We start from the raw sequence: 21,897 nt of genomic DNA on the forward strand, positions 1-21,897 counted from the left end.
GTTCTACCCGCGGAAGGGGCGGTGGGACAAGCTTCGGTGGACCATTTCGGTGAGGGTGACTATGTCGAAGACGGGAAGGTTGAGGCGGGCTTGGATGGCGTGGGCGTAGGGGACCAGGTCGGTGCATTCGATTACCAGGGCGCCCATGTCCGGGTTGGCGGCGGCCAGTTGGTCGATTTCGTGAAGTACTTCCTGGCCGAGGCGTTCGGCGTCGAGGTTGTTGCGGCGGCCTTCGAGGATGACCTCGCGGAATTCTGGTCGGCTGTCCATTCCGGCTATGCAGAGGGGTATGGATTCGCCGCCGATGGCTGCCAGGTGGCGTTGGGTGAGGGCTGCTTTTTTGGCGACCAGGAGGCCGACTTTTCGATCTGCGGCGAGCATGCGGTGCACCATGGGGAGCTGGATCAGGCTGGAGCTGTACAGCGGGATGTGGACGGCGTCGGCCAGTTGCTGTTGGAAGATGACGAGGAAGCCACAGCCGCTGGTGATCGCCGCCACCCCTTGGGCTTGCAGTTCCTTGGCCGCGATGATGAACGGCTCCAGCAGGGTTGGGTCGGCCTCGGTGACCATCCGCTGTGGCGTTGCGCCTTGCACCACCTGGTAGCGCACGGGGAAGTCGAAGGTTGCTCGGTTGCGGATGTGGCCGGGGATTTTTGTGAATGCGGTGTCGAGGCAGAGGACGCCGATTGTGGTGTCGCCTTTGACACCTGGGTGTTCGATCACTGTTAACGCCTTATGAGATTGTGCTGTCGAAACGGTCCGGCCGCAGTGGGGCCGGGTCGGTGGTGGGTTGCTCGCCGGCCAGGATTTGGCCGATGAGTTCGCCGCCTGCGGGCGCGAGGCCCATGCCGATGTGGCCGTAGCCGACTGCGATCAAGAGGTTGCGCAGAGCGGTGCGGCCGATGAGTGGCACCCCGTCCGGCGTGCAGGGACGCAAGCCGCTCCAGGTCTCGCGGGTCGGGGTTTTCTCCAGGTCGGGCAGGTACTCATTGACGGTACGCAGCATTCCTTGTACGCGCCGTTCGGAAATGGCGGTGCTCATTCCGGTGAGCTCGAGCCTGCCGCCGATGCGCAGCCGCTCACCCAGGGGCACCATCGCCATGCGGCCCTCGCTCAGCAACACCGGCCGACTGGGGCCGCTGGGTGGCATATCCATGGTGACGCTGTAACCCTTGATCGGTTGCAACGTCAGGCCGATGCCCGCCATCCGTGCGCACTCGGTCGACCACGCGCCTGCGGCGACGACCACGTCGCGAGGGCGAAAGTCCCCGCGATTGGTCTGTAGCCGTTCGATTTTCCCCGCTTTGATCTCGAAGCCGGTCAGATCGGTGTGTTCGCAGATTTCGACGCCCATCTCGCGCAGCATCCGGCCGAATTCGACGACGAACTCCGGCACATGCAGATACGCGCCTTCGGGGTTGTACAGGGCACCGCGGATGTCGAAGCGGGTCTTCGGCTCGAGCTCGTCGAGCTCTCCGGGGCCGAGGACGCGCAGCGGAACTGCGTTGGCGACGGTTCGCGAGACGGCCCGGCCGGCGTCGGCAAACCCCTGCGCGGTCTTGTAAGCCAGCACGATGCCCGGCGACTCGAAAGTTGCGGCAATACTTGGTGATTCACATAGTTCGAGCAGTATCTCCAGACTGCGCTTCTTCATCCCGATCAATGCGCGGAACCCGGCCGCTGCGGCCGCCGGGGTGCAGGCTCGACCGAAAAGCCGGAGCCAGCGCAACAATTCACGGTCGGCTCGCAACTCGAGGTAGAACGGCGCTTCCGCACTCAGCATGCCGAGCGAACGAAACGAACGCATCCCAGGTTCGGCCAGCGGTGCGGCGCCATGGGTGCCGACGAAACCGGTATTCCCGTAGGAGCACGACTGCGGCCCACCCAACCCACCACGCTCGAGCACTGTCACGGCGGCCCCACCGCGGCGCAGGTGATAGGCACAGAACAACCCGGCGACCCCGCCGCCGACGACCACCACATCCGGGTCGCTGCGAACAGGGGCCGCCGCCTCACTCGTCACGGATCCGACCTACACGGTCACGACGAAGAAGTTGGTGGGTAGGTTGACCACGACCCGCTCGTAGATCTGCGCCATGACTGCGTCACCCGGCTCGGCGAAGGTCCCCGGCGGCGGCTCGGCGAAACGGATCACCGAACGTCCCGCATCGAAAAGCTGTGCCCCGTGGCCGAAGTCGCCGACGATGGCGCTGCCCGGCTCGACCAGGCGGGTGCGGCAGATGAAGACGCCGTTCTCCTCGAGGTCGGCCATCAGGCGGCCGGTGCCCATGGCGCGGTAGTAGTCGACCGGGTTGATGATCAGACCGTCGGCGGTGCCGCCCATCTGCTCGACTTCGTTGCAAGCCCACAGGATCGTCGAGGCGAAGGGGCCGGGGTTGGTTATCCGTGCGATGCCAGGAATGTTCAGCAGGCCGCCCTCGCCGCTGATGATGGTGTAGTTCTCGGCGGTGCAGAGCCGGACGATCAACCGGTAGTTGATGAACGATTCGAAAGTCTCGGGGTCCTCCCACATTTCGGGCGGCACCTGTACCCAGGCGGTGGTGGGGAGCAGTTCCGGGATCGGCGACTTGTGGAATCGGCTGGCCAGTTCGCGGCGGACCTCGGCACCCTCGATCGGCGCGTCGTCGGTGCCGGGCGCGCTCTCGTGCCAGTAGAACTTGCGTGGATCACGGGACAGGTCAATGGCTTTGAGCACATTGCGGGCGGGATAGCGCGGTTTGCGGCGCGAGCTGGTCAGGGTGTCGGTGATGGTCACGTCGTACTCGACCGACGCGTCGCGTCCCTGCTCCGCGCAGGCCTCGACGAACATCCGCCCCGGCGACAGTTCCTTCTTCCGGTCCGAAACGACCTGAGCCAGCGTCTCTTTGATGCCTTCGGTCTTCAGCATGTAGTGATTCCTTCCCTGTCATCGGCAAACGGTGCCGAGAGCTGTGCTGTTCACTCCGATTTCGCGGAGCCGGTGACTTCGGCTTCCCAGGGCAGGTGCGCCGAGGTCGGGCCGAGCACGCTCGCCCCGCCGTCGACCAACTGGACCGTGCCGGTGAGGTAGGAGGCCCGCGCGCTCGCCAGGAAGGCGGCCACGGCGGCCATCTCCTCCGGGCGGGCGATCCGGCCGACCGCCGTGTGGGTGCCCATCGCGTCGAACTGTGCTTCGCGCCCGCCGTCGATAGCTCGTTGTGCCGCAACGCGTTCCAGCAGGGGAGTGCGGGTCGCGCTCGGTGCGAGCACGTTGACCGTGACACCGTCCCGGCCCACCTCGGCGGCGAGGGACTGGGCGAACCGCACGATGGCCGCGCGGGTGACGCCGGACATGGCCAGGCCGCTGATCGGGACGCTCGCCGTCTCCGACGCGACGAACAGCAGCCTGCCCCAGCGCGCACTCCGCAGGTGCGGCAATGCGGTAAGTGCCAGGTCGACGGCGGGCAGCAACACCCCGTCGACCGCCGCCCGGTAGTCCGATATCTCGAAGGCCGCCGCATTGCCGGTCGGCGGAGTGCCGCCGCTGACGACGACGATGTGCAGGCCGCCGAACTCCGTGGCGACCTCGTCGATCCAGCGGTGGGTTGCCGCGCTGTCGGTGATATCCACACTGGTCGCGTACACCCGGCCGCGCGCAACCTCTTTGACGGCCCGTTCTGCCGCCACGAGCCGTTCTGGGTCGCGCGCGCCGATGGCGACATGCGCACCCTCGGCGGCCAGCTCCCTGGCGATCGCCAGCCCGATCCCGCTCGATCCGCCCGCTACCAATGCGACCTTGTTCTCCAGTCCCAGATCCACTCGGCTAGCCCTTTCCGTCCGCAGTGCCGAACTCGTATCCGTACCGGCGCGCGAGCGGCCACGACAGGGCCGCGACCGTGCGCTTGGCCGACCTCGGCAGCTTGGTCCGCCAGGAGTCGTCGGACGGACGGATGACGGTGGCGCCGATGTTGAACCGGTCCGGGTTCCCGGTGACCGTGTGATTGGTGTGCAACTCGACCGTTCGATCGGTGAGCGGGTTGGCCGCGGTGTCGCTGTCGATCAGTCGCAGCAGTTGGTCGATGGTGCCCGCCGGATCGGCGATGAAGTCCTCGTACCGCAGGAACATCGACCGTTCCGGATAGCTCTTGATGATCGCGTGCGAGGCCAGATTGAAGCCGGTCCAGTAGCCGGTGCTCTTACCCGGCCCCATGGCGTACACGTATTCCTTCGGCTTACTCCATGATTGGGCCACCGCGCGGGGATCACGGACGAGATGGACGTAGTACGGGGTGATGCCGTCCAGGTAGGCGAGCAGTGCCGCTTCGCCGGGGACCTTCGAGGTATCGACGATCACCCGCGATTCAGTGCGTTTCGCGATGGCCTGGTAGATCTCGGTCATCAAGGCGGCATGCGCGCGGAGCTGCTCGCTGCGCAGGCCCCGGAGCACCCGCCAGGTGTGCCTGGTTCGAACGCTGCTGAGCTGACGCCCGATGACGGTGTCGGCGTGCTCCACCAAGGTGGTTCCCGCGGGTTGGCCGACCGGCAGGATCGTCGACCAGACCGGGCAGTCGACCAGCTTTCGCCCGCAGCCGCAGTCCTCGTTCACCCCGCGGCCCGCCGCGTTCTTCCACAGAAAATGCAGCTCACCGACATGGAACAGGCCGGGGATCTCGTTGAGGATATTGCCGATGATGGTGCTGCCGTTGCGGCACCAGCCGGTGATGCACAGGACCTTCAGCGGTGCGCTGCCCGATGGTGTGTTCGTCATATCGCCTTTTCCGTAATCACCGATTGCCGGATCGTCATGGCCAGCACCGAGGCCGCGAGCGCGCAGGCCGCACCGACCACGAAGACGGCCGGGTAGCCGAAGCCGGCTGCGATCGCGCCGGTGGCCGGGCCCCACACGAATAGGCCCAGATCCCAGAACGAGGTGTATGCGCCGAGTGCCGCACCCTGCTTGGAGCTTTCGGTGTTGTTCATGACCATCAAGGCCAGCGAGGGATGCAGCAGCGAGAACCCGACCCCCATCACCACGGCCCCGAGCACCGCCAGCGGCAGGTTCGGTGCCCAGGCGATGATCAGCAATCCCGCGGCTTCGCCTGCGCCACACCAGGATGCGACCCGGCGCGGTCCGAGCCTGTCCGGCAGATGCCCGATGACCAGGCGGGTGCCCGCGTACACGGCGCTGAAGGTGCTCAAAACGATGACGCCCGAGTCGATTCCGCGTTCCTGCAGGCCGGTGATGACAAACGCGGCCAGGCCGACATAGCCGGCGGCGCCGAGTGCGAGGCCGAGGCCGGGCAGCACGGCGGGCCGCAACATCAGCCCGCGTCCGCCGCCCGAGGGCTCGACGTGCGGTTGCGGTGGCACGATGCTGATCAGGACGAGACCGACGAGCGGTGCGGCGACGCAGAATGCCCACACCGCGTCAATGCCGAAGTGCCGCAACACCGCACCGAGCGCGGTACCCAGCGAGATGCCGCCCCACATGGCGACGCCGTACAGCCCGATCACCTGACCACGCCGACTGTGCGGCGCCAGCGAGACGGTCCACACCGCGCCCGCGACGAACAGCGCCGCCTCGCCGACACCGGCAAGCAGCCGCGCCACCATCAGGCCCGCGAAACCGATCGGCAGGAAGTAGAGCAGCCCGCCCGCCGCGATGGCGAGCGCGCCGCACCGCATGACGGTGCGATGTCCGTGCCGGTCGGCCAGCCCGCCGAAGATCGGCCGGGTGAGCAGCGCGGTGAGGGCGGTGGCGGTGACCGCGAGGCCGACCGCGAGATCGCCCGCGCCGAACTGGTCCCGCACGTGCGCGGGCAGCACCGGAATCGCCGCGGACAGGCCGAGGTATCCGCAGAACAGGCCGCCGAACACGCCGGCCAGCGCCAGGCGCGGGAACGCTCCCGTTTCGGAGGGCGCCGTCATCGGTGTCCGGCCCGCGCGGAACTGGTGGCTTCATCGGTGGTTGCCGCGAGCGCGCCGACGACCTTGCGTACCGCCGCGACGAGGTGGTCGCAGTCGGCCTCCGACAGCGTCGAGGAGAGCGGAATATCTACTGCCCGTTGCAGATAGCTCGTCGCGTTGGGCAGCAGTTCCTTGATGGCCGCGGTGTCCGTGCCGGGGAACATGAACCGCCAGTTCCAGAAGGCCCGGATATTGTGGTCGGCGTCCGAGCCCAGGTTGCGTGCTTCGATGCCCTCGTGGCACAGCGCTCGCGCGAACCACTGCGCGGCGCCGGCGGGAACCAGGAAGATGAACGCCTCGCCCAGGTAGGCGCCAGGCGCGACCGGCCGCCGGATGTGAATCCCTGCGATATCGGCCAATGCTGTTGCGACGTAATCGTAGTTGCGTCGGAAGGCGGCCAGCCGGATCGGCAGCCTTTGGAGTTCGGCGCGCAGCAGCGCGGCCCGGATTTCGTCCATTCGGAAACTGAGCAGCGGCAGGTCGAGGTCGGTGGCGATCGGTGGTTCGCCGTCCGGGAAGTGTCGCCGCAGCCGACCCTCGTAGGCGCCGGAAAGCACGGTGGCGCGGGCGAACAGAGCGCTGTCGTCGGTGAGCAGGAAGCCGCCCTCGCCACTGTTGAGCGCCTTGTCCGACTGGGTGCTGAAGGCGCCGGCCAGGCCGAAGGTGCCGAGTTTGCGACCGCCGAGTTCCGCGCCGAGCGCCGGGACCGCGTCCTCGAATACCGGCACTCCCATTTCCGCGGCGAAACTGATCAGCGCGGCCATATCGCCGGCGAAGCCGCGCATATGTACCACCATGATGGCCTTGACCTGTGGGGTCCATCGGCTGCGTAGGTCGGCCACGTCCAAATGGAGGTTTTCGTCCACATCGACCAGGAATGGCTGACAACCGGCGAGGATGATGGCGCTCGGTGTCGCGGCGAAAGTGAAACCGGGACAAGCGATCAGGCTGCCGGGTTCGATGCCTGCGGCCATGATGGCCAGTGCCAGGGCGGTCGTGCCGCTCGATGTGGCCAGTGCGTGTTTGCAGTCGAAATAGCGGCACAGTTCCGCTTCGAACTGGCTGCACTCGGTCTCGTGCGCGGGACGATAGTCATACCTGAAGTAGAGGTGGCTGCGGATCGCACGCAGCGCCGCCTCCTCATCTTCGGGATGGACGCACACCGCACCGCGGTCATAAGTCGGCCATGGCTCCAATCGAACGGGATTTCCACCGTCGAGGGCGAGTTGTGTATCGGCGGCATTCCGCGCGCCGGGCAACTGCCGATTTGCCGCCGAATGGTCGACTTCGTTGTCCGCCATTGTAATTCCCTGCCCAACTACCCGTAAAACTCGGCGAGCTACTGCCCGCCTCGCCCGCTGCGCTCCTCCTCCGAAACGCAGCAGGACGTTTCGGGCAAACGGTACACCGAGTTTTCATTCCGGATACCCGAAATCGATTGCTCGGCAATGACATCGGATCTTGGGGCTTGCCCGAGATCGACTTGTCCGGGTGGCCAAATGTGTTGATCGATAGCGATCGATTCGGGATTCAGGTTTGTGTATTCGATCGGCGCGTAGGCCCGGGAAACGTCCGCTCTCGGTCGAAGAGCTGGATTTGGCGCGGCAGCTCGGCGCCGACCGCGCCGAACAGGGAGTGCCCCTGGAAGCGTTGCACGAGGGCATGCCTGTCGGCACTACCGTGGCGCTGTCAGCCCTTGTCGAGTACTTGCGCAAGGCGGGTTCGGATCCGAATTCGCTGGTCGATCCGGACCTCGAACAGCTGCGCCGAGTCGGGCTGGATCCGGCGGGGCGCGCACTGTCTGGTTACTGCGGAATACGGAGTACAGACCGCGCAGCGGCTCGACGCCGCAGCGGGCGCGCTGCATGTGCACACCAACACGGTCAAGTACCGCCTGCGCCGACTGTGGGGACTGACCGGGATGTCGCTCGAGCCACCGCCGGGCCGGGTGCTGTCCAGCACACCCTGCGCTGGGGGTGGGCGCTGCGCGGCTGGCAGCACGACAACGGGTAGCGATGTCGTGTCGAGCGCGGATGGGCGTTGGATTCGCGTAGCGTGAGGCTGTGACCACGTGTGATGCGCACGATTGCCCGGGTTTCTCAGTCGAGTCGGCGCGTTAGGCCGGGCGGTGGCTGCCGAGAGGGCTCGCCTCGCCGGTCTACTGGCCGTCGTCGGTCTGGTGCTGTGTGGTTGTTCGGATCATCCCTTCGCGCCCAAAGACGGACGACCGCCGCGTGCAACGCTGCCTGCGGCGGAAGCGGTGGTCACGGCCTCGCCGCAAGGGTTGCGACTGCGTGGTGCACCGTGGTGGCCCGCCGGGTTCAACGCGCCGCAGTTGGCGACGAACTGGTCGGTGAACTTCGGGTGTGGCGCGCAGACCGACCTGGACAGCTACTTCGGTGCGCTGCCTGCCAATTCGTTGACCCGCTTCAACCTGTTCCAAGCCTTGGCGATCAATAAACGAACCGGCGCAGTGGACTTCAGTGCGGCGGACGCGGTGTTCACGGCTGCCGAGAAACACCGGCAGATCGTGCTGCCGGTGCTGTCGCCGCAGGACGGTGGTTGTGCGGATGAGCAATTCAAACAGCGGCAGTGGTACGTCAACGGCTGGACCACCGTCAGACCGGTTCCCGGTCGGGCCGTGATGAGTTTCCGTGACTGGACGAAAACCGCGGTAGATCGGTGGAAGAGTGTTCCGGTCCTTGCCGGGTGGGAACTCGTCGGCGAACCGGAACCGAGCAACTGTACGGGAAACCACTGCGATCTGCCCGCCCGCACCTGCCCACCGGATGCGGCGGCGGTGCTGCGCAAGTTCATGGATGACGCGGGAACCATTGTGCGCGAGATAGATCCGCACCGGCTGATCTTCGCCGGGTACGCGGGCGGCGGCCAGTGCGGCACCCAGGGCGATGAGTTCCGCACGGTCAGCGCGTCACCTCAGATCGATGTCGTCGAGTACCACGACTACACCCGTGACTCGCTGCCCGGAGATCAATGGAACGGCTTGGGCGTTCGGCTGCGCCAGGCGGCCCAACTGGGAAAACCATTGCTGGTGGCCGAGATCGGTGAAGAGGCCGGATCCTGCGGCAGTCCCGAAGACCGCCGCGCGCACCTGGACGCGAAGTTCGTCGCGCAGCGCGCCGCCGGGTCGGCCGGGGCGCTGATCTGGGCCTTCGTGCCCGACTCGCGACCCGATCAGTGCACCTTCGACGTCGGCCCCGACGACCCGCTCTGGTCGCTGGCCGCCGAGCGAACCACCGTGGGGTGAGCGCTCAGTCCGCGCCGAGTACCCGGTAGACGCGCCACTCCGGCTGACCCGCACCATCATTGGGCACCTCGAGCACCAATGTCGCGATGCCGCTGCCGTTCTCGTAGATCGTGGGATAGCGCCGATTCACCGCGTCCGAGGTGCCGCGTCCCTTGTTCGGCACGGCCAGAATGTATTTCACGCCGCGTTCGGCGGGCCGGTTGAGTATCCGGACGAAATCGCGATCCGAGGGCACCACGAATTGGTCGGGCCGATGCGATGCGACGACAACGGCGAAGCCGTACACGGTATCCATCAGCACCGCCCCGCGCGGCAGGTTCATGGCGTCGAGGTAGTTCGCCAGCCGTCGCTCGGTGGCGAAGGTGGCGGCGATCCGGCGTTCGTCGGCCCGGCGCTCGGACGCGTTGTCCGGATCCGGGAACAGCACCGCGCCCAGCGAGTACTCCTGCACCGAGATGGCATGACTCGACATTCCCCACGCCGTCAACGGAATAGCGCCCGCCAGCAGCGCGAGGGTCAGTGCCATGCCGACGGCCGGTGCAGCCCAGCCCGGTCGGACGCGGTGTTTGCCGGAGATCGGTTCCGGTTCCGGTGTAGCCGTCGCGGCGTGCCTGCCGGGCCTGCGGCTCGGCGGAAATCCACGCGCGGGCGCCACCTGCAGTGCCAAGACGGCGGCCAGCGGTATCGCCGCCACATAGAACCGCAGGAACGCGAAGGTGGACCCGCTCGCGTAGCTGAAAGCTTGGAAGGCCAGCACCGAACCGCACAGCAGGATCGGCACCACCACCTGCGGGTCGCGCCTGCGCACCGCGAGCGCGCCGACGATCGGAACCAGCAGCGGCAGCAGCGGTCCGAGAATGAGCGTCGCGGCCGTCGAATACTCCAGCGCCGCAGTGGTTTCGGCCGCCGAAGAACTCGACTGCTGCAGGATCGACGAGTTGCCGTACTGCGAACTGAACTGCTGGAACGCCTGTCCGGTGATCAACCAGCTGGTGGCCGCCCACACTACGAACGCGGCCGCCACCGGCAGCACGACGAGGATGAAATCCATCACGGCACAATGCCATCGGTGGCTCTCGCCGCGACTGCGCCGAGAGGTGACCACGAATACCAGCGCACCCGCGGCGGCTGCGGGCGCCAGTGCGTCGTACCGGGTCAGATAGGCGAGCCCGAGCGCGATACCGCACGCCGTCAGGTCGTTCGCATCATCGGTACGCATCCACCGGATGAGCCTGCGCATCGCCCAGCACAGGCAGAACAGGAACGGCGCCTCGCTCATCCCGTTCGCGCCGTAGAACACCACCATCGGGTTGATCGCGAACAGCAGCGCGACGCCCCCGCTGAGCCACAGCGGCGCGCCGCGATCGGTGCCGATGCCGAATACCATCACCACCGCGCCGCCCATGAACAACGCCGACATCAGCACGCCGGACAGTCCCCACACCGTGATGCCCGGAAACCGCTGCGCGAGTGCGACCATCGGCAACTGGGCCAGCGACGTCAACGGCGTGAAGACGAATCCGATCGCCGACAGATGCGGATCCCGGCTGTACAGCGTCGCCTGGGTGGCGGACACCCGGCTGAGCGCGTCGCCCATCAGGAAACCGTTGCCCGCGCTCAACCAGGTGCCCGCGGCCAGGTACAACAGCGTCGACGCGACGAAGATCCAGCGCGATCTCACTCGCTGTCCTCCTTCGTGCCGAGGCCGTGAAAGGTCTTCTCCCAGTAGGACGGATTACGCACCAGCTGGTAGCAGCCCTTGGCCGCGGCGATGCTCATCAGCAGCCAGTACAGCGGCACCGTCAGGCAGGCGACCAGCAGATCCGACCGGTTGTTCTCCCGGCAGGCAAGCAGATTCATGTAGATGGTCGCGCCGTTGCCGATGATCATCGCGATCAGCGAGGGAAAGTAGACGTAGGCGGGGAAGAGTTGGCCGATCACCGCGGGCTGGCCGAGAATCCAGGACAGCGTGATGAACCAGAACACCAGGTTCAGGCAGGCGATGATCGGGGTGCCCGCGAGGATCAGGGTGAATCGGATGAAGCTGACCGTGCCGATGCTGCGCCACAGTCGGATCGGCCGCCGGGTATGCACCAGCCAGGTCTGCAGATAGCCCTTGTACCAGCGGGACCGCTGCCGCACCCAGTTGATCGGATCCGGATTGGCCTCCTCGAGCGTGGTCGAGTCGATCACCGCCGTCCGATAGCCCGACACCGCGATGCGTACACCGAGATCGGCGTCCTCGGTGACGTTGTACGGATCCCATGCACCGATAGCGGTCACCACATCGCGCTTGAAGTGATTCGAGGTGCCGCCCAACGGAATCGGCGCCTTACTGCGCATGAGCCCTGGCAACAGGAAGCCGAACCACAGGCCGTAGTCGGCGGTGAACCAGGCGGTGAGCAGATTCTGCCGCCCGTTGTGGAAGGCGAGTTTGGCCTGGATGCAGACCACATCGGGCGGCAGATCCGCGAAAGCGGCCACCACGCGGCGCAATTGGAGCGGATCGGGGATGTCCTCGGCGTCGTAGATGGTGACGATATCGCCGGTCGCCTGATGCAGACCGTAGTTGCAGGCCTTGGGCTTGGTGCGCGGCTGTGCTTCGGGCACAAGGACAATGGTGACGTGGTCGACGCTGGCCAGCGTGCCGATGCCGGCGCGCCGGGCGGCCTCGATGGTGGGGGAGTCGTCCTCCTCCAGCAACAGCAAGACCTGCAGCCGGTCCTTGGGATAGTCGAGCGCCGTCATCGCGCCGATCAGATCGCCGACCACCTCCGGTTCGCCATAGGCCGGAACGAGAATCGTGTACGGCGGCAGTTCCGCGTCGGTCAGTGCCAGCGCGCGTTCATCGCTGACGGTCATGATCGCGTCCCTGGCCATACCGCGCTGGAAGATCAGCAGGCGATCGCCCATGGCGGTGAGATAGCCGAGGGTGCACAGCGCGACGAGCACCGTGCAGGTGCCCATCGGGAAGAACACCGCGCACACCGCGACCAGCAGCACCAGGCCCAGCGCGGTATTGCGTTGCCACGGTAGGAAAGCCACCGAGGCCGACGCCATCGGGTCGGATTCGCGCAGGCCGTGCACGGCGGAATGCAGCGCGCGGGCGCTGGCCGATCCTGGTTCGGGGCCGCGGGTCGCCGTCACTTCGCCTCGGTTCCGGCGACGATGGCCCGTGCGACGGAGAGCAGCATATCCCGGTCCTTGTGCTCGGCGTCGGAGTCGACGTCCTCGGATTCCGAGTCCAACACCACGGCTTTGCCGCGCAGGAACTGATGCAGGAAGTTCTCGAAGATGCCGAGCATCGAGGGCTGCGGCGGCGGGAACGCGGCATCGGACTCGTGGTTGTCGGCCGCGATCAGGCTGATTCGCTCCGAGCCGTCGGTGCCGCTCCAATTCCAGGTCAGCCAGGTCCAGCTGAGCAGCCGCCGATCGTCGAGCACGGTGTTCAATCGGGCGGTGATGCCGTGGCCCAGGTCGATCCGGGTCGGCGGGCTGATCCGCGGCTGGGGCATGTTGTAGAGGACGAACTCCGGGTACCGATCGATCGCGTACTGATCCTTGGCGCGCACCGTGTCGATCACCAGGCGGCGACGGCGAGATTCGTTGTCCCACAGTGGGTTGGGCTCCTCGGCCCGCAGCAACTGCCTGGTCATCGAGGTGCCCTGGCCGAAGTAGTTCTGCGCCCACGGATAGTGCCGCTCGCTGAGCTGGTCCCAGCCGGGTGGCACGGTATGCGGCTGTGCGACAACGAGTCCGGGGCGCGTGGGAAAGTTGCGGTCGTAGTCCGGCGGAATCGGGATGATCATGATGAGGATCGCGGCGGCGGCCACCGTCCCGGCGGCGGCCCAGGCCTGCGGTGCGGTGAGCGGGTCGAGCTCGCGGTCCAGCGGGGTGAGCGACATCCCGCGGCGGCGACGCCAGTCCACGTACATCACCGCCGCGACGACCAGCACCGCGACCACCGACGGAACCGCCTGATAGACGAGTACGCGGGCCGTCGGGAACCAGATCCGCAGCACAACGAGCACCGTACAGCCCACGGCGAAGGCCAGCCCCGCGCCGACCCAGGCGCGGGTTCTGGTGCGGCCCACCGCGATCGCGGCCGCGAACGCGGCGAACAACAGCATCGTCGCGCCCGCCGAGACGCTGCCGCCGCCGACGATGACGCGCATGGCCCGGTACGGCGGCGGGAACGCGGCGAGCAGCAGCAGCCAGCACGGCCAGTACCGGGTGGTCGGGCGCAGGCCGAACAGCAGAATGCACGCGGAGACGACGAACAGCCAGGCCGCCAGCAGGTCCAGGTGCAGCATCTCGTACAGATAGCGATAGCGCGGCGTCAGCAAACCCAGTGTGCAGGCGGACAATCCGAGCCCGATCACGCCGACGATCAGATCGGTCTGCCGGTCGTGAATGGGCAGTTCCGGCCCGCGGCGCAGGGTGATGCCGATCGCGGAGAAGATCGCGAGCACCGGCAGGACGAAGACGAAGCCGATGCTCGACCCGGTCCAGGTGTCGTGCACCAGCCGGACCCAGGTGGTCCAGAACGCGGCGGCGGTGGCCAGCAGGATCAGCACCAGTCGCGCCGCGATTCTGGTGACGGTCCCGCGGACGTGTCCGCGCGCTGCCGGGTCGGCGGACATCTACCGCCTGCCGCGCCGCACCAGTACGACCACCCCGGCCAGCACCCCGAGCAGCACCACTGCGGCACCGGCTCCGGTGAGAATCTTTGCCAGGGAGGTCATTTCGGAGCTGTCGGTGGTCGTCGGGGCGGCGGTGGCCGGGTCGAGGAACTCCGGCTGCCGGTCCCCGGCCTGGAACAGGACCGCGCCGTGCAGGCGGGACCAGCGGTTCAGATCCGCGTTGAGCCAGCCGAGTACCCGGTCCAGATGTTCAGGGGTGTCGCTCGATGCGCCGACGACCACGGTCCGCCCACCGGACCAGGTGCTTTGCAGCGACGCGAACGGTGTCTTCGGATCGGTGGTGATCCTGGCGATCGTCTTCCCGTCCTCGCCGGTCAAGGCCAGGCCCGCGTCGGTTTGTCGGAGCGGCAGCGAAATCGATTCCGGCACATCGCCGTTAGCCGATATGAGGACCGCCGGTGACTTGCTTGCGACCGCCTGGTCGAAGGTCACCAGCTCCGGTCGCAATGGGATGGTCGTCAGCCGCTGCAGTCCGGTCAGTACGGTCACCGCGCGCACCGTGTCCGCGAAACCCGGTGTCCGCAAGCCGATTTGCACGTCCGGCAGCAGCGCCTGCGGTAGCGCGCCGAAGCCGCCGGGGATCGGCGGTGTCGCGGTGGCGCTGGTGACCTCGCTGCTCGGATCGATCGTCAGCGTCAGCGGTGCTTCCAGGCCGCAGCCGTGGGTGAGCCCTGCTTGCTGGAAGGTCACCGACAAGGTGGTGAAGCGGCCGAGGGCGGCGTTCGGGATGGAGATCCACCGGTCGATCCGGCCCGAGCCGTCCACCGGCCAGCTGTCGATGTAGGTGGTACCCGCGCTCACCGTGAGCTGACCGTTCAAGGTGTCTGGGAGCGGGGTGTAGCTGCCGCGCAACCGAACTCGCACATCCTTGGCGGGCCGCCCGAGTCGCGACTGGTCGATGCCCACATCCACGCGCACCGGGCCGATCGCCGTCGAGCTGAGCTGGGTCTGACCTAGTGCGCCGAGAGTCGTACTGTCCGGCGCGAGTTGGGGCGCGGGCGGCAGTGCCACCGCTGTCGCGGCCGAGGAGATCGCCACCTTGGCCAGATCGCTGACCAGCAGCCGCATCTGGTCGGGCAGGGTCTTCTCGTTGCCGTTGACGGTGAGCACCGGTGTCGGCCCGCCCGCCAAACGCAGTCCGAAATCCGCCGATTCGCCGATCACCACTTGCCGCTCCAGCAAGCCCGGCGGATGATCGGGCACCGCCGCGCCCGGCTGCGTCGGCCGGACATCCACCGCCACTTGCTGATTCCCGTACCGGGCGATCACCGCGGTGGTCAGCGACATCGCCGCGGCACTCTCCACCTTCTTCGGATCGGCGGGCAAATACACCGTCAGCTTCTGCAGTACCGGTGGCAGGAAGTCCGCCACCGTCGTGGGCTGCTGCTCCTCGCCGCTGTAGATGACGCCTGCCTCGACCATCGTCAACGGCCGCCCCAGCCAGTCGATGACGCACGCACCCGCCTCCGAGATCAGCGAGGAGGTGACCGTCACCGAGATCGCGTTATCGACGACCTCGGCCCCGCTCAGCGACAGCCGGATCGGCCCGCGCGGCACCAGCGGCAACTCGACCCGATCGATCAGCCGCTCACCCGAATGCACCTCCAGCGACCCGCGCGCCACGTGCGGCGGCAGTTGAATCGTGCCGACCAGTGCGGTCGGCACCAGACCGGGTAGCAGCGGGATATTCACCGAAACCTGATGCTCGGCCCCGGGGAATGTCAACGAGGTACCGAGCCCGAGCGCAGGCAGCCCGAGCGGCACATCACCCGGCTCGGCCGTCGCGATCGGCGCTCCCGACAGCGCCAACGCCGTGGCAACCAGCGCAACCGACCGCCGCCAACCCGGTAGTCGCCGCGCTGTCGCGCCGGAGTGTGCACGCAAGGTCATGAGCGGTCTCCCTGCTGTCAACCGCGGCGAACAATCCAGCCGACACCGGCCAGCACCGCATGAGCGAATCCTTGACCTACCGCTCGGATTCTAGGGTGGACCTGCACAGTCGTGTTTACGACATGCCAAAAGTGGGTGTTAATTCGCCATCTGGCAACTACGTGGCGTTGAGTCTGCTCGCTACCTCGCCGAGGCCGTCGGCGATGGCCTTGCGCTGTTCGGGAGTCAGTACGTCGATCAGTAGTTCGCGTACCACTGCGACGTGGCCGGGGGCTGCAGCCTCGAGTTTGCGGAGTCCGGCGGGGGTGACGGTGGCGATGATGCCGCGGGGGTCGCCGGGGGCGGGACTGCGGCGGACGAAGCCGGCCTTGGCGAGCTGGTCGATCTGGTAGGTGAGGCCGCTCTTGGAGGCGAAGAGGGCGGCGGAGAGTTCGGTCATCCGGAGTTCGTTGCCCGGGGCCCTGGCCAATCGGACGAGGACCTCGTACTGGGCGTGCGACAGGTGGGCCTCGTCCTTGAGCTGCTGTTCGATGCGACGATTCAGCAGTGCGGTCGCGGCGAGGAAGGCTTCCCAGGCGCGCATCTCTTCGTCGTCCAGCCAGCGTGGCTCGGCCATGCGCCCACCTCTCGTGGTTGTTCAAATTCGAACAATAATCTACCATTGGCGATAGATGTTCAAATTTGAACTACATGGAAGGGGTGAGAGCGATGCGGATGCCCGTTGTCTACCTGTCGCATGGCGCTCCGCCGCTGGCCGATGACGCGATCTGGCCGGGCCAGTTGGCCGCCTGGTCGGCGGAGCTGCCGAAACCCGAAGCGGTGCTGATGATTTCGGCACACTGGGAGGATGCGCCGCTGACCATCGGCGCGACGACCACGGTTCCGCTGATCTACGACTTCTGGGGCTTCCCACAGCACTACTACGGGGTGACCTATGCCGCGCCGGGCGCGCCGCAACTGGCCGAGGACGTGCGTGGATTACTGCGCGGACCCGGCATGTCGGTGCACGACGCGCCCGATCGGGGACTCGACCACGGCGCGTACGTGCCGCTGGTGGAGATGTACCCGAATGCCGACGTGCCGGTGCTGCAGATGTCGATGCCGACCCTGGACCCGACGGGCCTGCTGGAGATCGGCCGCAAACTCGCACCGCTGCGCGACCAGGGCGTGCTGATCATCGGCAGCGGCTTCTTCACACACAACCTGCGGGCACTGAACGATGACGGCTCGGTGCACCCGGTGATGGCCGAGTTCGACGAGTGGGGCCACCGCGCGCTGGACGCGGGCGACATCGACGCCCTGCTCGACTTCGAACACACAGCGCCCGCAGCGCAATTGGCGCACCCGCGCACCGAACACTTCGCGCCGCTGTTCGTTTCACTCGGCGCCGCCGACACCGACCTGGCCACGCAACGCAGCGTGATCGACGGCTTCTGGCTCGGCCTGGCCAAACGCTCCCTCCAATTCGGCTGAATCCGGCCGACCGCACCCCCCACCGAAAGGAACACCAGATGAGTTACACCGCAACAACTTCGCGCACCGAATCCACCTCTGCTCCGATCGAGACGACAGGGCATGCCGCTACTCCGCATGCCTATGACGCCGGACTGCTCCTGTTGCGCATCGCGGTCGGGCTGACCATGGCGGCTCATGGTGCGCAGAAGCTGTTCGGCTCGTTCGGTGGCGGTGGTCTGGACGGGACCGCGAAGTTCTTCACCAGCAAGGGATATCCGGCCGGTGAGGCGATGGCGTTGGTGGCCGGTGTGACCGAGACCTTCGGCGGGCTCGCGCTCGCGATCGGACTGCTCACCCCGCTGGCAGGTGCCGCGGTGGTCGGCACACTGCTCAACGCGCTCGCGGTCAAGGGCACCGGAGCCTTCTTCGCGCCCAAGGGCATCGAGTATGAGTTGATCCTGACCGCGGCTGCGGCGGCGATCACCCTGACCGGGCCGGGACGCTACGCCGTCGATCGCTTCGTGCCTGTATTGCGCTCGCACCGACTGGTTTACGGCCTCGCCGCGATCGTGCTCGCCGTGCTCGCCGCCGGCGCCGTACTGGTGGTGCGCACCTAAAACGCCAGTTCCAGGCGACTTTTCCCCCGATCGGGGGAGGCATAAGTCCGACTCTCGGGCGACGTGGACGGCTACGGATCCTCCGTACCGTCGAAGGCCCTTGGCAGGTTCGATTCCCGCGATCCGAGCGGATTCGCCCTGTCCACCAGCGTCGTTCGCCAGGAGGATTGTGTGTTTTCCGCCGTCGTATCGGCTTTTCGGGCTCCGGACTTACGGCGGAAGATTCTCTGCACCTTGGGCTTGCTCACGCTGTACCGGTTCGGCGCGACGCTGCCGTCACCCGGTGTGGATTTCAAGTCAGTGCGCACCTGCATCGCGATCGCCTCCGGTGGTGAATCCGCGGGTATCTACCAACTGATCAACCTGTTCTCCGGCGGTGCGATGCTGCATCTTTCGGTATTCGCGATCGGGATCACGCCCTACATCACCGCGGGCATCATCATTCAGCTGCTGACCGTGGTGATCCCGCGATTCGAGGAACTGCGTAAGGAAGGCCAGACCGGCCAGGCGAAGATCACCCAGTACACCCGCTATCTTTCGCTGGCGCTCGCGGTGCTGCAGGCGTCGACGTTGGTCGCGCTGGCCGCGCGGGGACAGCTGCTGCGTGGGTGTCCCGAGCACATCCTGTCCGACACCTCGCTCTTCGGGATGATCATCATCGTGCTGGTGCTGACCGCGGGTGCGGCGCTGGTCATGTGGTTCGGCGAGTTGATCACCGAGCGCGGCATCGGGAACGGGATGTCGCTGCTGATCTTCACCGGTATCGCGGCGCAGATCCCGAGTCAGGGTAAGTCGATTCTGGACAGCAAAGGCACGTTGCTGTTCGCTGCCGTGTGCGTCGCGGTGTTTCTGCTGATCGTCGCCGTGATTTTTGTCGAGCAGGGCCAGCGGCGGATTCCGGTGCAGTACGCCAAGCGGGTGGTCGGCCGGAAGATGTATGGGGGTTCGTCGACGTATCTGCCGCTGAAGGTCAATCAGGCCGGGGTGATTCCGGTGATCTTCGCGTCCTCGCTGTTGTATGTGCCGCAGTTGCTCGCGCAGCTGACCCAGCGCAGTTCGGGCCCACAATCCCAGTGGCAGGAGCTGATCCAGAAGTACCTGGTCAATCCGGGCAGCCCGGTGTATGTCGCGATCTATTTCACGATGATCGTGTTCTTCACCTACTTCTATGTGGCGGTCACCTTCAATCCGCAAGAACGTGCCGATGAGATGCGGAAGTTCGGCGGGTTCCTGCCGGGCTTGCGGCCGGGCAAGCCGACGGCGGACTATCTGAATCACGTGCTCAGCCGGATCACCCTGCCCGGTGCCGGCTACCTCGGTGCCGTGGCGGTATTGCCGAACCTGCTGCTCGGCATCGGATCCTCCGGTACGACACCGAGTCTTGCGTTCGGTGGCACCTCCGCGCTTATCGTGGTGAGCGTCGGACTGGATACGATCAAACAGCTCGAGAGCCAAGTGATGAACAAAAACTACGAAGGGTTCCTGCGCTGAAGATGAATCCACGATCGGACTCGGCGTCGAATCACCCGTTGCGCAAGGTCGCTTCGTCATTTGTCCTCGCTATCACCGCAGCGACACTGTCGGTGACCGGTGTGCCCAGTGCGTCGGCGGCGGCGAGCAGCGCGGTCGATACGCATCCGCCGGTCGACCGGCATATCGATCGGTCGCAGGTCGACACCGAGTCCACCTCGCGCGCAACGATTTCGGTATTGCTGGCCGACAATCACGCGGTCTTCCGTACGGGTCTGCGGGCCGCGATCGGCACCCAGCCGGACATCGAATGCGTCGCCGAGGTCGACCACGGGGTCGCCGCGATCCGGGAAATCGAACGGCTCCGACCGGACGTCGCGCTGCTCGACCTCGATCTGCCCGGTCTCGACGGTCCGGCCACCATCGACGCGTTCGCGGCACTCGGTGGCGCCACCCGCATCCTCACTCTCGCCAGCTCGGGCACCGACGAAAACCTGTACCGCGCACTATGTCTCGGCGCGTCCGGGTTCCTCGTGAAAACGCTGCCGTCCACGGGTTTGATCTCCGCGGTCCGGATGGCGGCCCGCGGCGACGCGCTGATCGATCCCAGCCTGACCCGGCGCCTGGTCACCCGCCTGGCCACCGGGATCGAGCCGTTCCCTGCCGCGCCGGAGGTCGAGACCCTCACCGCGCGTGAGCATCAGGTGCTGATGCTCATCGCGAGGGCGTATACGAACCCCGAGATCGCCGAGGCGCTCGGCGTCGGCGAACAGACCGTGAAGACACATGTCTCGAATGTGCTGGCCAAGTTGGGCGTTCGCGATCGGGTGCACGCGGCCGTCTACGCGCACACCCGTCGCATTGTGCCGCAGGAGGCGCTGTCCGCGCCGGATACGTTCCCGCAGTATCATATTCGCGGCAGTTCAGCTCACGGGGTGGCGGGAATGATCGGCGGGACGTAGTCGAACGTCAAGCCGAGCAACCACACGAGCAGCAGGATCACCGGCAGATGGAAGATGAACTGCAGGAAGGTGAATCCGACCAGATCGCGCGCCCTTAGCTTGAGCACCGCGAGCAGCGGCAGCATGAAGAACGGATTGATGAGGGTGGGCAGCGCCTCGGCCACGTTGTAGATCTGCACCGTCCAGCCGAGGTTCATGTGCACGTCGGTCGCCGACTGCATCACGTAAGGCGCTTCGACCAGCCACTTTCCGCCGCCGGACGGGACAAAGATGCCGAGCACCACGGTGTAGACGGCGATCACGATCGCGAAGCTGCCGCCGCCACCGAGGCTGGTGAAGAACTCCGCGAGGTGATGCGAAACCGTGAACCCGCCACGACCTTTCGACTTGGTGAGGATCGCGGCCATGGCGGCGTACAGCGGGAACTGGACGAGAATGCCTGCCGTGGCGGGCACGGCCAGGGTGACCGCCTGCAGGAACTTGCGCGGCGACCCCTGCAGCACCAGGCCGAGGATCAGGAAGACGAGCAGGTAGTTGTTCAGGCTGCTGACCACGGTGAGCACCGGCTTGTCGAGTAGCTGGAAGACCAACCAGGCCAACGTCAGCAGGCCCGCCAGGATCGGCAGGATGTGGCTGTATTCGAGCCATTCACCGGGCCGGGAGCGCGGCGTCACCTCCTCGGGCTGGTCGTCCAGGTCGACCTCGAGAATCTCGGCGGTCTTGATGGCCTCGCCCTTGGGGGCCGAGAAATGCGCGATCACCGCGGTCAACGCCATGAGGATGAGGCACATGAGCAGGGACTGCCAGGTGAAGATGGTGCGCCCGAAGTCGAGCACGCCGGTGATCTTCAGCAGGGCCGGCGGCAGCGAGCCCGCGGTCGCCTGCAGCTGCGCGGCCGAGGACGAAAGGCCGAGTGCCCACACGCCGCCCAAGCCCATGAAGGCCGCCGCGCCGAGTGCGCGATAGTCCACGCGCAGGTCGGTGCGCCGTGCGATCGCACGGCAGAGCAGGCCACCGAAGACCAAGCTCAGGCCCCAGTTCAGAAACGAAATCGACATGGAAAGCAGTGCAACGAAACTCACCGCGCTTGCCGCGGACTTCGGGATGACGGCGAGCCGGTCGATCAGCCGGGCGACCGGTGGGGAAGTGGCGACGACATAGCCGGTGAGCACCACCATCGTCATCTGCAGGGTGAACGCGGTCAGATCCCAGAAGCCGTCGCCGAACGCGGTGGCCACCGATTTCGGTGACGAGCCGTTGGCGAACGCCGCCAAGGCCACAATGAATACCCCCGCTAATGCGAATACATACGCGTCGGGGAACCATTTCTCTGTCCACCGTGCGAGCGACTGCGCGATCCGCGCGAGTCCCGTTTCGGCAGGGGCTTCTTCGATGGTGGACGTCATGGAGTTGTTCCTCTACTTTCCCAACGCTGCCCGCACGCGTGTGACGCACCGCACACGGGTTCGGTTGGTCAGTATTAGTGTTCGTCTGCGCGCAGACAAGGGGGAAATGCGCAGGTGTGATCTGCGAAAGTGCAGAAACCGCCGACGGTCTGGGCAGTCTGTAGAGTCGCACGGGCGAAG

Annotated in this window: 19 protein-coding genes; 6 read left to right on the top strand and 13 right to left on the bottom strand. The window is 66.4% G+C overall.

All coding sequences use genetic code 11. From position 1 onward, the window contains the following. Window positions 1-3: 3 nt before the first annotated feature. From ABZ942_RS29535 to ABZ942_RS29565, 7 genes are read right to left on the bottom strand one after another with little or no spacing between them, the layout of a single operon-like run. Window positions 4-723, bottom strand: a complete 720-nt coding sequence (locus tag ABZ942_RS29535; RefSeq protein ID WP_357387596.1) for an aspartate/glutamate racemase family protein — start codon at window positions 721-723, stop codon at window positions 4-6. 10 nt (window positions 724-733) lie between these two features. Further along, entirely contained in the window at window positions 734-2,023 is a 1,290-nt protein-coding gene (locus ABZ942_RS29540) for an FAD-dependent oxidoreductase (protein ID WP_357387598.1), read from the bottom strand. Between the two features lie 9 nt (window positions 2,024-2,032). Next, entirely contained in the window at window positions 2,033-2,908 is an 876-nt protein-coding gene (locus ABZ942_RS29545) for a family 3 encapsulin nanocompartment shell protein (protein ID WP_357387600.1), read from the bottom strand. Window positions 2,909-2,958: 50 nt separating this feature from the next. Then, entirely contained in the window at window positions 2,959-3,798 is an 840-nt protein-coding gene (locus tag ABZ942_RS29550; RefSeq protein ID WP_357387602.1) for an SDR family oxidoreductase, read from the bottom strand. A gap of 4 nt (window positions 3,799-3,802) precedes the next feature. Beyond that, window positions 3,803-4,747 (bottom strand): sulfotransferase, encoded by a 945-nt coding sequence (locus ABZ942_RS29555; protein ID WP_357387604.1) that lies wholly within the window; start codon window positions 4,745-4,747, stop codon window positions 3,803-3,805. Then, window positions 4,744-5,907 carry an MFS transporter gene (locus tag ABZ942_RS29560; RefSeq protein WP_357387606.1) on the bottom strand — a complete coding sequence of 388 codons (1,164 nt, stop codon included), beginning with the start codon at window positions 5,905-5,907 and terminating at the stop codon, window positions 4,744-4,746. Before ABZ942_RS29560 ends, ABZ942_RS29555 begins: the two co-directional genes overlap by 4 nt. Next, window positions 5,904-7,247, bottom strand: coding sequence for an aminotransferase class I/II-fold pyridoxal phosphate-dependent enzyme (locus ABZ942_RS29565; RefSeq protein WP_357387608.1), 1,344 nt, complete (start codon window positions 7,245-7,247; stop codon window positions 5,904-5,906). Before ABZ942_RS29565 ends, ABZ942_RS29560 begins: the two co-directional genes overlap by 4 nt. 200 nt (window positions 7,248-7,447) lie before the next feature. Here ABZ942_RS29565 and ABZ942_RS29570 point away from each other — a divergent pair, with 200 nt between their 5' ends. Both ABZ942_RS29570 and ABZ942_RS29575 read left to right on the top strand, forming a co-directional pair. Further along, the gene (locus ABZ942_RS29570) at window positions 7,448-8,005 is read left to right on the top strand and encodes a helix-turn-helix domain-containing protein (protein ID WP_357387610.1); all 558 of its coding nucleotides are present in this window, start codon (window positions 7,448-7,450) and stop codon (window positions 8,003-8,005) included. A 183-nt stretch (window positions 8,006-8,188) separates the two neighbouring features. Continuing rightward, a complete protein-coding gene (locus tag ABZ942_RS29575) occupies window positions 8,189-9,214 on the top strand; it encodes a beta-mannosidase (protein ID WP_357387951.1) in 1,026 nt (341 codons plus the stop codon). Between the two features lie 4 nt (window positions 9,215-9,218). Here ABZ942_RS29575 and ABZ942_RS29580 read toward each other — a convergent pair whose 3' ends face one another. From ABZ942_RS29580 to ABZ942_RS29600, 5 genes are all read right to left on the bottom strand, one after another. Further along, complete coding sequence (locus ABZ942_RS29580) at window positions 9,219-10,895, bottom strand: glycosyltransferase family 39 protein (protein WP_357387612.1); 1,677 nt, start codon at window positions 10,893-10,895, stop codon at window positions 9,219-9,221. Further along, the gene (locus ABZ942_RS29585; protein ID WP_357387614.1) at window positions 10,892-12,361 is read right to left on the bottom strand and encodes a glycosyltransferase; all 1,470 of its coding nucleotides are present in this window, start codon (window positions 12,359-12,361) and stop codon (window positions 10,892-10,894) included. Before ABZ942_RS29585 ends, ABZ942_RS29580 begins: the two co-directional genes overlap by 4 nt. Beyond that, window positions 12,358-13,857 carry a hypothetical protein gene (locus ABZ942_RS29590; protein ID WP_357387616.1) on the bottom strand — a complete coding sequence of 500 codons (1,500 nt, stop codon included), beginning with the start codon at window positions 13,855-13,857 and terminating at the stop codon, window positions 12,358-12,360. The genes ABZ942_RS29585 and ABZ942_RS29590 overlap by 4 nt, the downstream gene beginning before the upstream one ends. After that, window positions 13,858-15,807 (bottom strand): hypothetical protein, encoded by a 1,950-nt coding sequence (locus ABZ942_RS29595; protein WP_357387618.1) that lies wholly within the window; start codon window positions 15,805-15,807, stop codon window positions 13,858-13,860. 157 nt (window positions 15,808-15,964) lie between these two features. Next, window positions 15,965-16,423 carry a MarR family transcriptional regulator gene (locus tag ABZ942_RS29600; protein ID WP_357387620.1) on the bottom strand — a complete coding sequence of 153 codons (459 nt, stop codon included), beginning with the start codon at window positions 16,421-16,423 and terminating at the stop codon, window positions 15,965-15,967. 98 nt (window positions 16,424-16,521) lie between these two features. On the opposite strand from ABZ942_RS29600, the gene ABZ942_RS29605 reads away from it, so the two are divergent. The 4 genes from ABZ942_RS29605 to ABZ942_RS29620 all read left to right on the top strand — a co-directional run bounded on the left by ABZ942_RS29605 (window position 16,522) and on the right by ABZ942_RS29620 (window position 20,311). Then, window positions 16,522-17,280 carry a class III extradiol ring-cleavage dioxygenase gene (locus ABZ942_RS29605; protein WP_357387953.1) on the top strand — a complete coding sequence of 253 codons (759 nt, stop codon included), beginning with the start codon at window positions 16,522-16,524 and terminating at the stop codon, window positions 17,278-17,280. A gap of 38 nt (window positions 17,281-17,318) precedes the next feature. After that, a complete protein-coding gene (locus tag ABZ942_RS29610; RefSeq protein WP_357387622.1) occupies window positions 17,319-17,879 on the top strand; it encodes a DoxX family protein in 561 nt (186 codons plus the stop codon). Window positions 17,880-18,050: 171 nt separating this feature from the next. Continuing rightward, on the top strand, window positions 18,051-19,370 hold the full coding sequence (gene secY / locus ABZ942_RS29615; RefSeq protein WP_357387624.1) for a preprotein translocase subunit SecY: 1,320 nt from the start codon (window positions 18,051-18,053) through the stop codon (window positions 19,368-19,370). 2 nt (window positions 19,371-19,372) lie between these two features. Further along, window positions 19,373-20,311, top strand: a complete 939-nt coding sequence (locus ABZ942_RS29620) for a response regulator transcription factor (RefSeq protein WP_357387626.1) — start codon at window positions 19,373-19,375, stop codon at window positions 20,309-20,311. On the opposite strand, the gene ABZ942_RS29625 is transcribed toward ABZ942_RS29620, so the two are convergent. After that, entirely contained in the window at window positions 20,278-21,717 is a 1,440-nt protein-coding gene (locus ABZ942_RS29625) for a TIGR00366 family protein (RefSeq protein WP_357387628.1), read from the bottom strand. The two genes, ABZ942_RS29620 and ABZ942_RS29625, sit on opposite strands and share 34 nt — an antisense overlap. Window positions 21,718-21,897: the final 180 nt, after the last annotated feature.

The sequence above is a fragment of the Nocardia sp. NPDC046473 genome (assembly GCF_040645995.1).
GTDB lineage: Bacteria > Actinomycetota > Actinomycetes > Mycobacteriales > Mycobacteriaceae > Nocardia.

What these genes read in the sequence shown, in the direction of transcription:
- ABZ942_RS29545 (WP_357387600.1), bottom strand. Translation starts at nt 2,908, where the DNA reads ATGCTGAAGACCGAAGGCATCAAAGAGACGCTGGCTCAGGTCGTTTCG.
- ABZ942_RS29590 (WP_357387616.1), bottom strand. Translation starts at nt 13,857, where the DNA reads ATGTCCGCCGACCCGGCAGCGCGCGGACACGTCCGCGGGACCGTCACC.
- ABZ942_RS29560 (WP_357387606.1), bottom strand. Translation starts at nt 5,907, where the DNA reads ATGACGGCGCCCTCCGAAACGGGAGCGTTCCCGCGCCTGGCGCTGGCC.
- ABZ942_RS29625 (WP_357387628.1), bottom strand. Translation starts at nt 21,717, where the DNA reads ATGACGTCCACCATCGAAGAAGCCCCTGCCGAAACGGGACTCGCGCGG.
- ABZ942_RS29620 (WP_357387626.1), top strand. Translation starts at nt 19,373, where the DNA reads ATGAATCCACGATCGGACTCGGCGTCGAATCACCCGTTGCGCAAGGTC.
- ABZ942_RS29605 (WP_357387953.1), top strand. Translation starts at nt 16,522, where the DNA reads ATGCCCGTTGTCTACCTGTCGCATGGCGCTCCGCCGCTGGCCGATGAC.
- ABZ942_RS29595 (WP_357387618.1), bottom strand. Translation starts at nt 15,807, where the DNA reads ATGACCTTGCGTGCACACTCCGGCGCGACAGCGCGGCGACTACCGGGT.
- ABZ942_RS29610 (WP_357387622.1), top strand. Translation starts at nt 17,319, where the DNA reads ATGAGTTACACCGCAACAACTTCGCGCACCGAATCCACCTCTGCTCCG.
- ABZ942_RS29600 (WP_357387620.1), bottom strand. Translation starts at nt 16,423, where the DNA reads ATGGCCGAGCCACGCTGGCTGGACGACGAAGAGATGCGCGCCTGGGAA.
- ABZ942_RS29565 (WP_357387608.1), bottom strand. Translation starts at nt 7,247, where the DNA reads ATGGCGGACAACGAAGTCGACCATTCGGCGGCAAATCGGCAGTTGCCC.
- ABZ942_RS29555 (WP_357387604.1), bottom strand. Translation starts at nt 4,747, where the DNA reads ATGACGAACACACCATCGGGCAGCGCACCGCTGAAGGTCCTGTGCATC.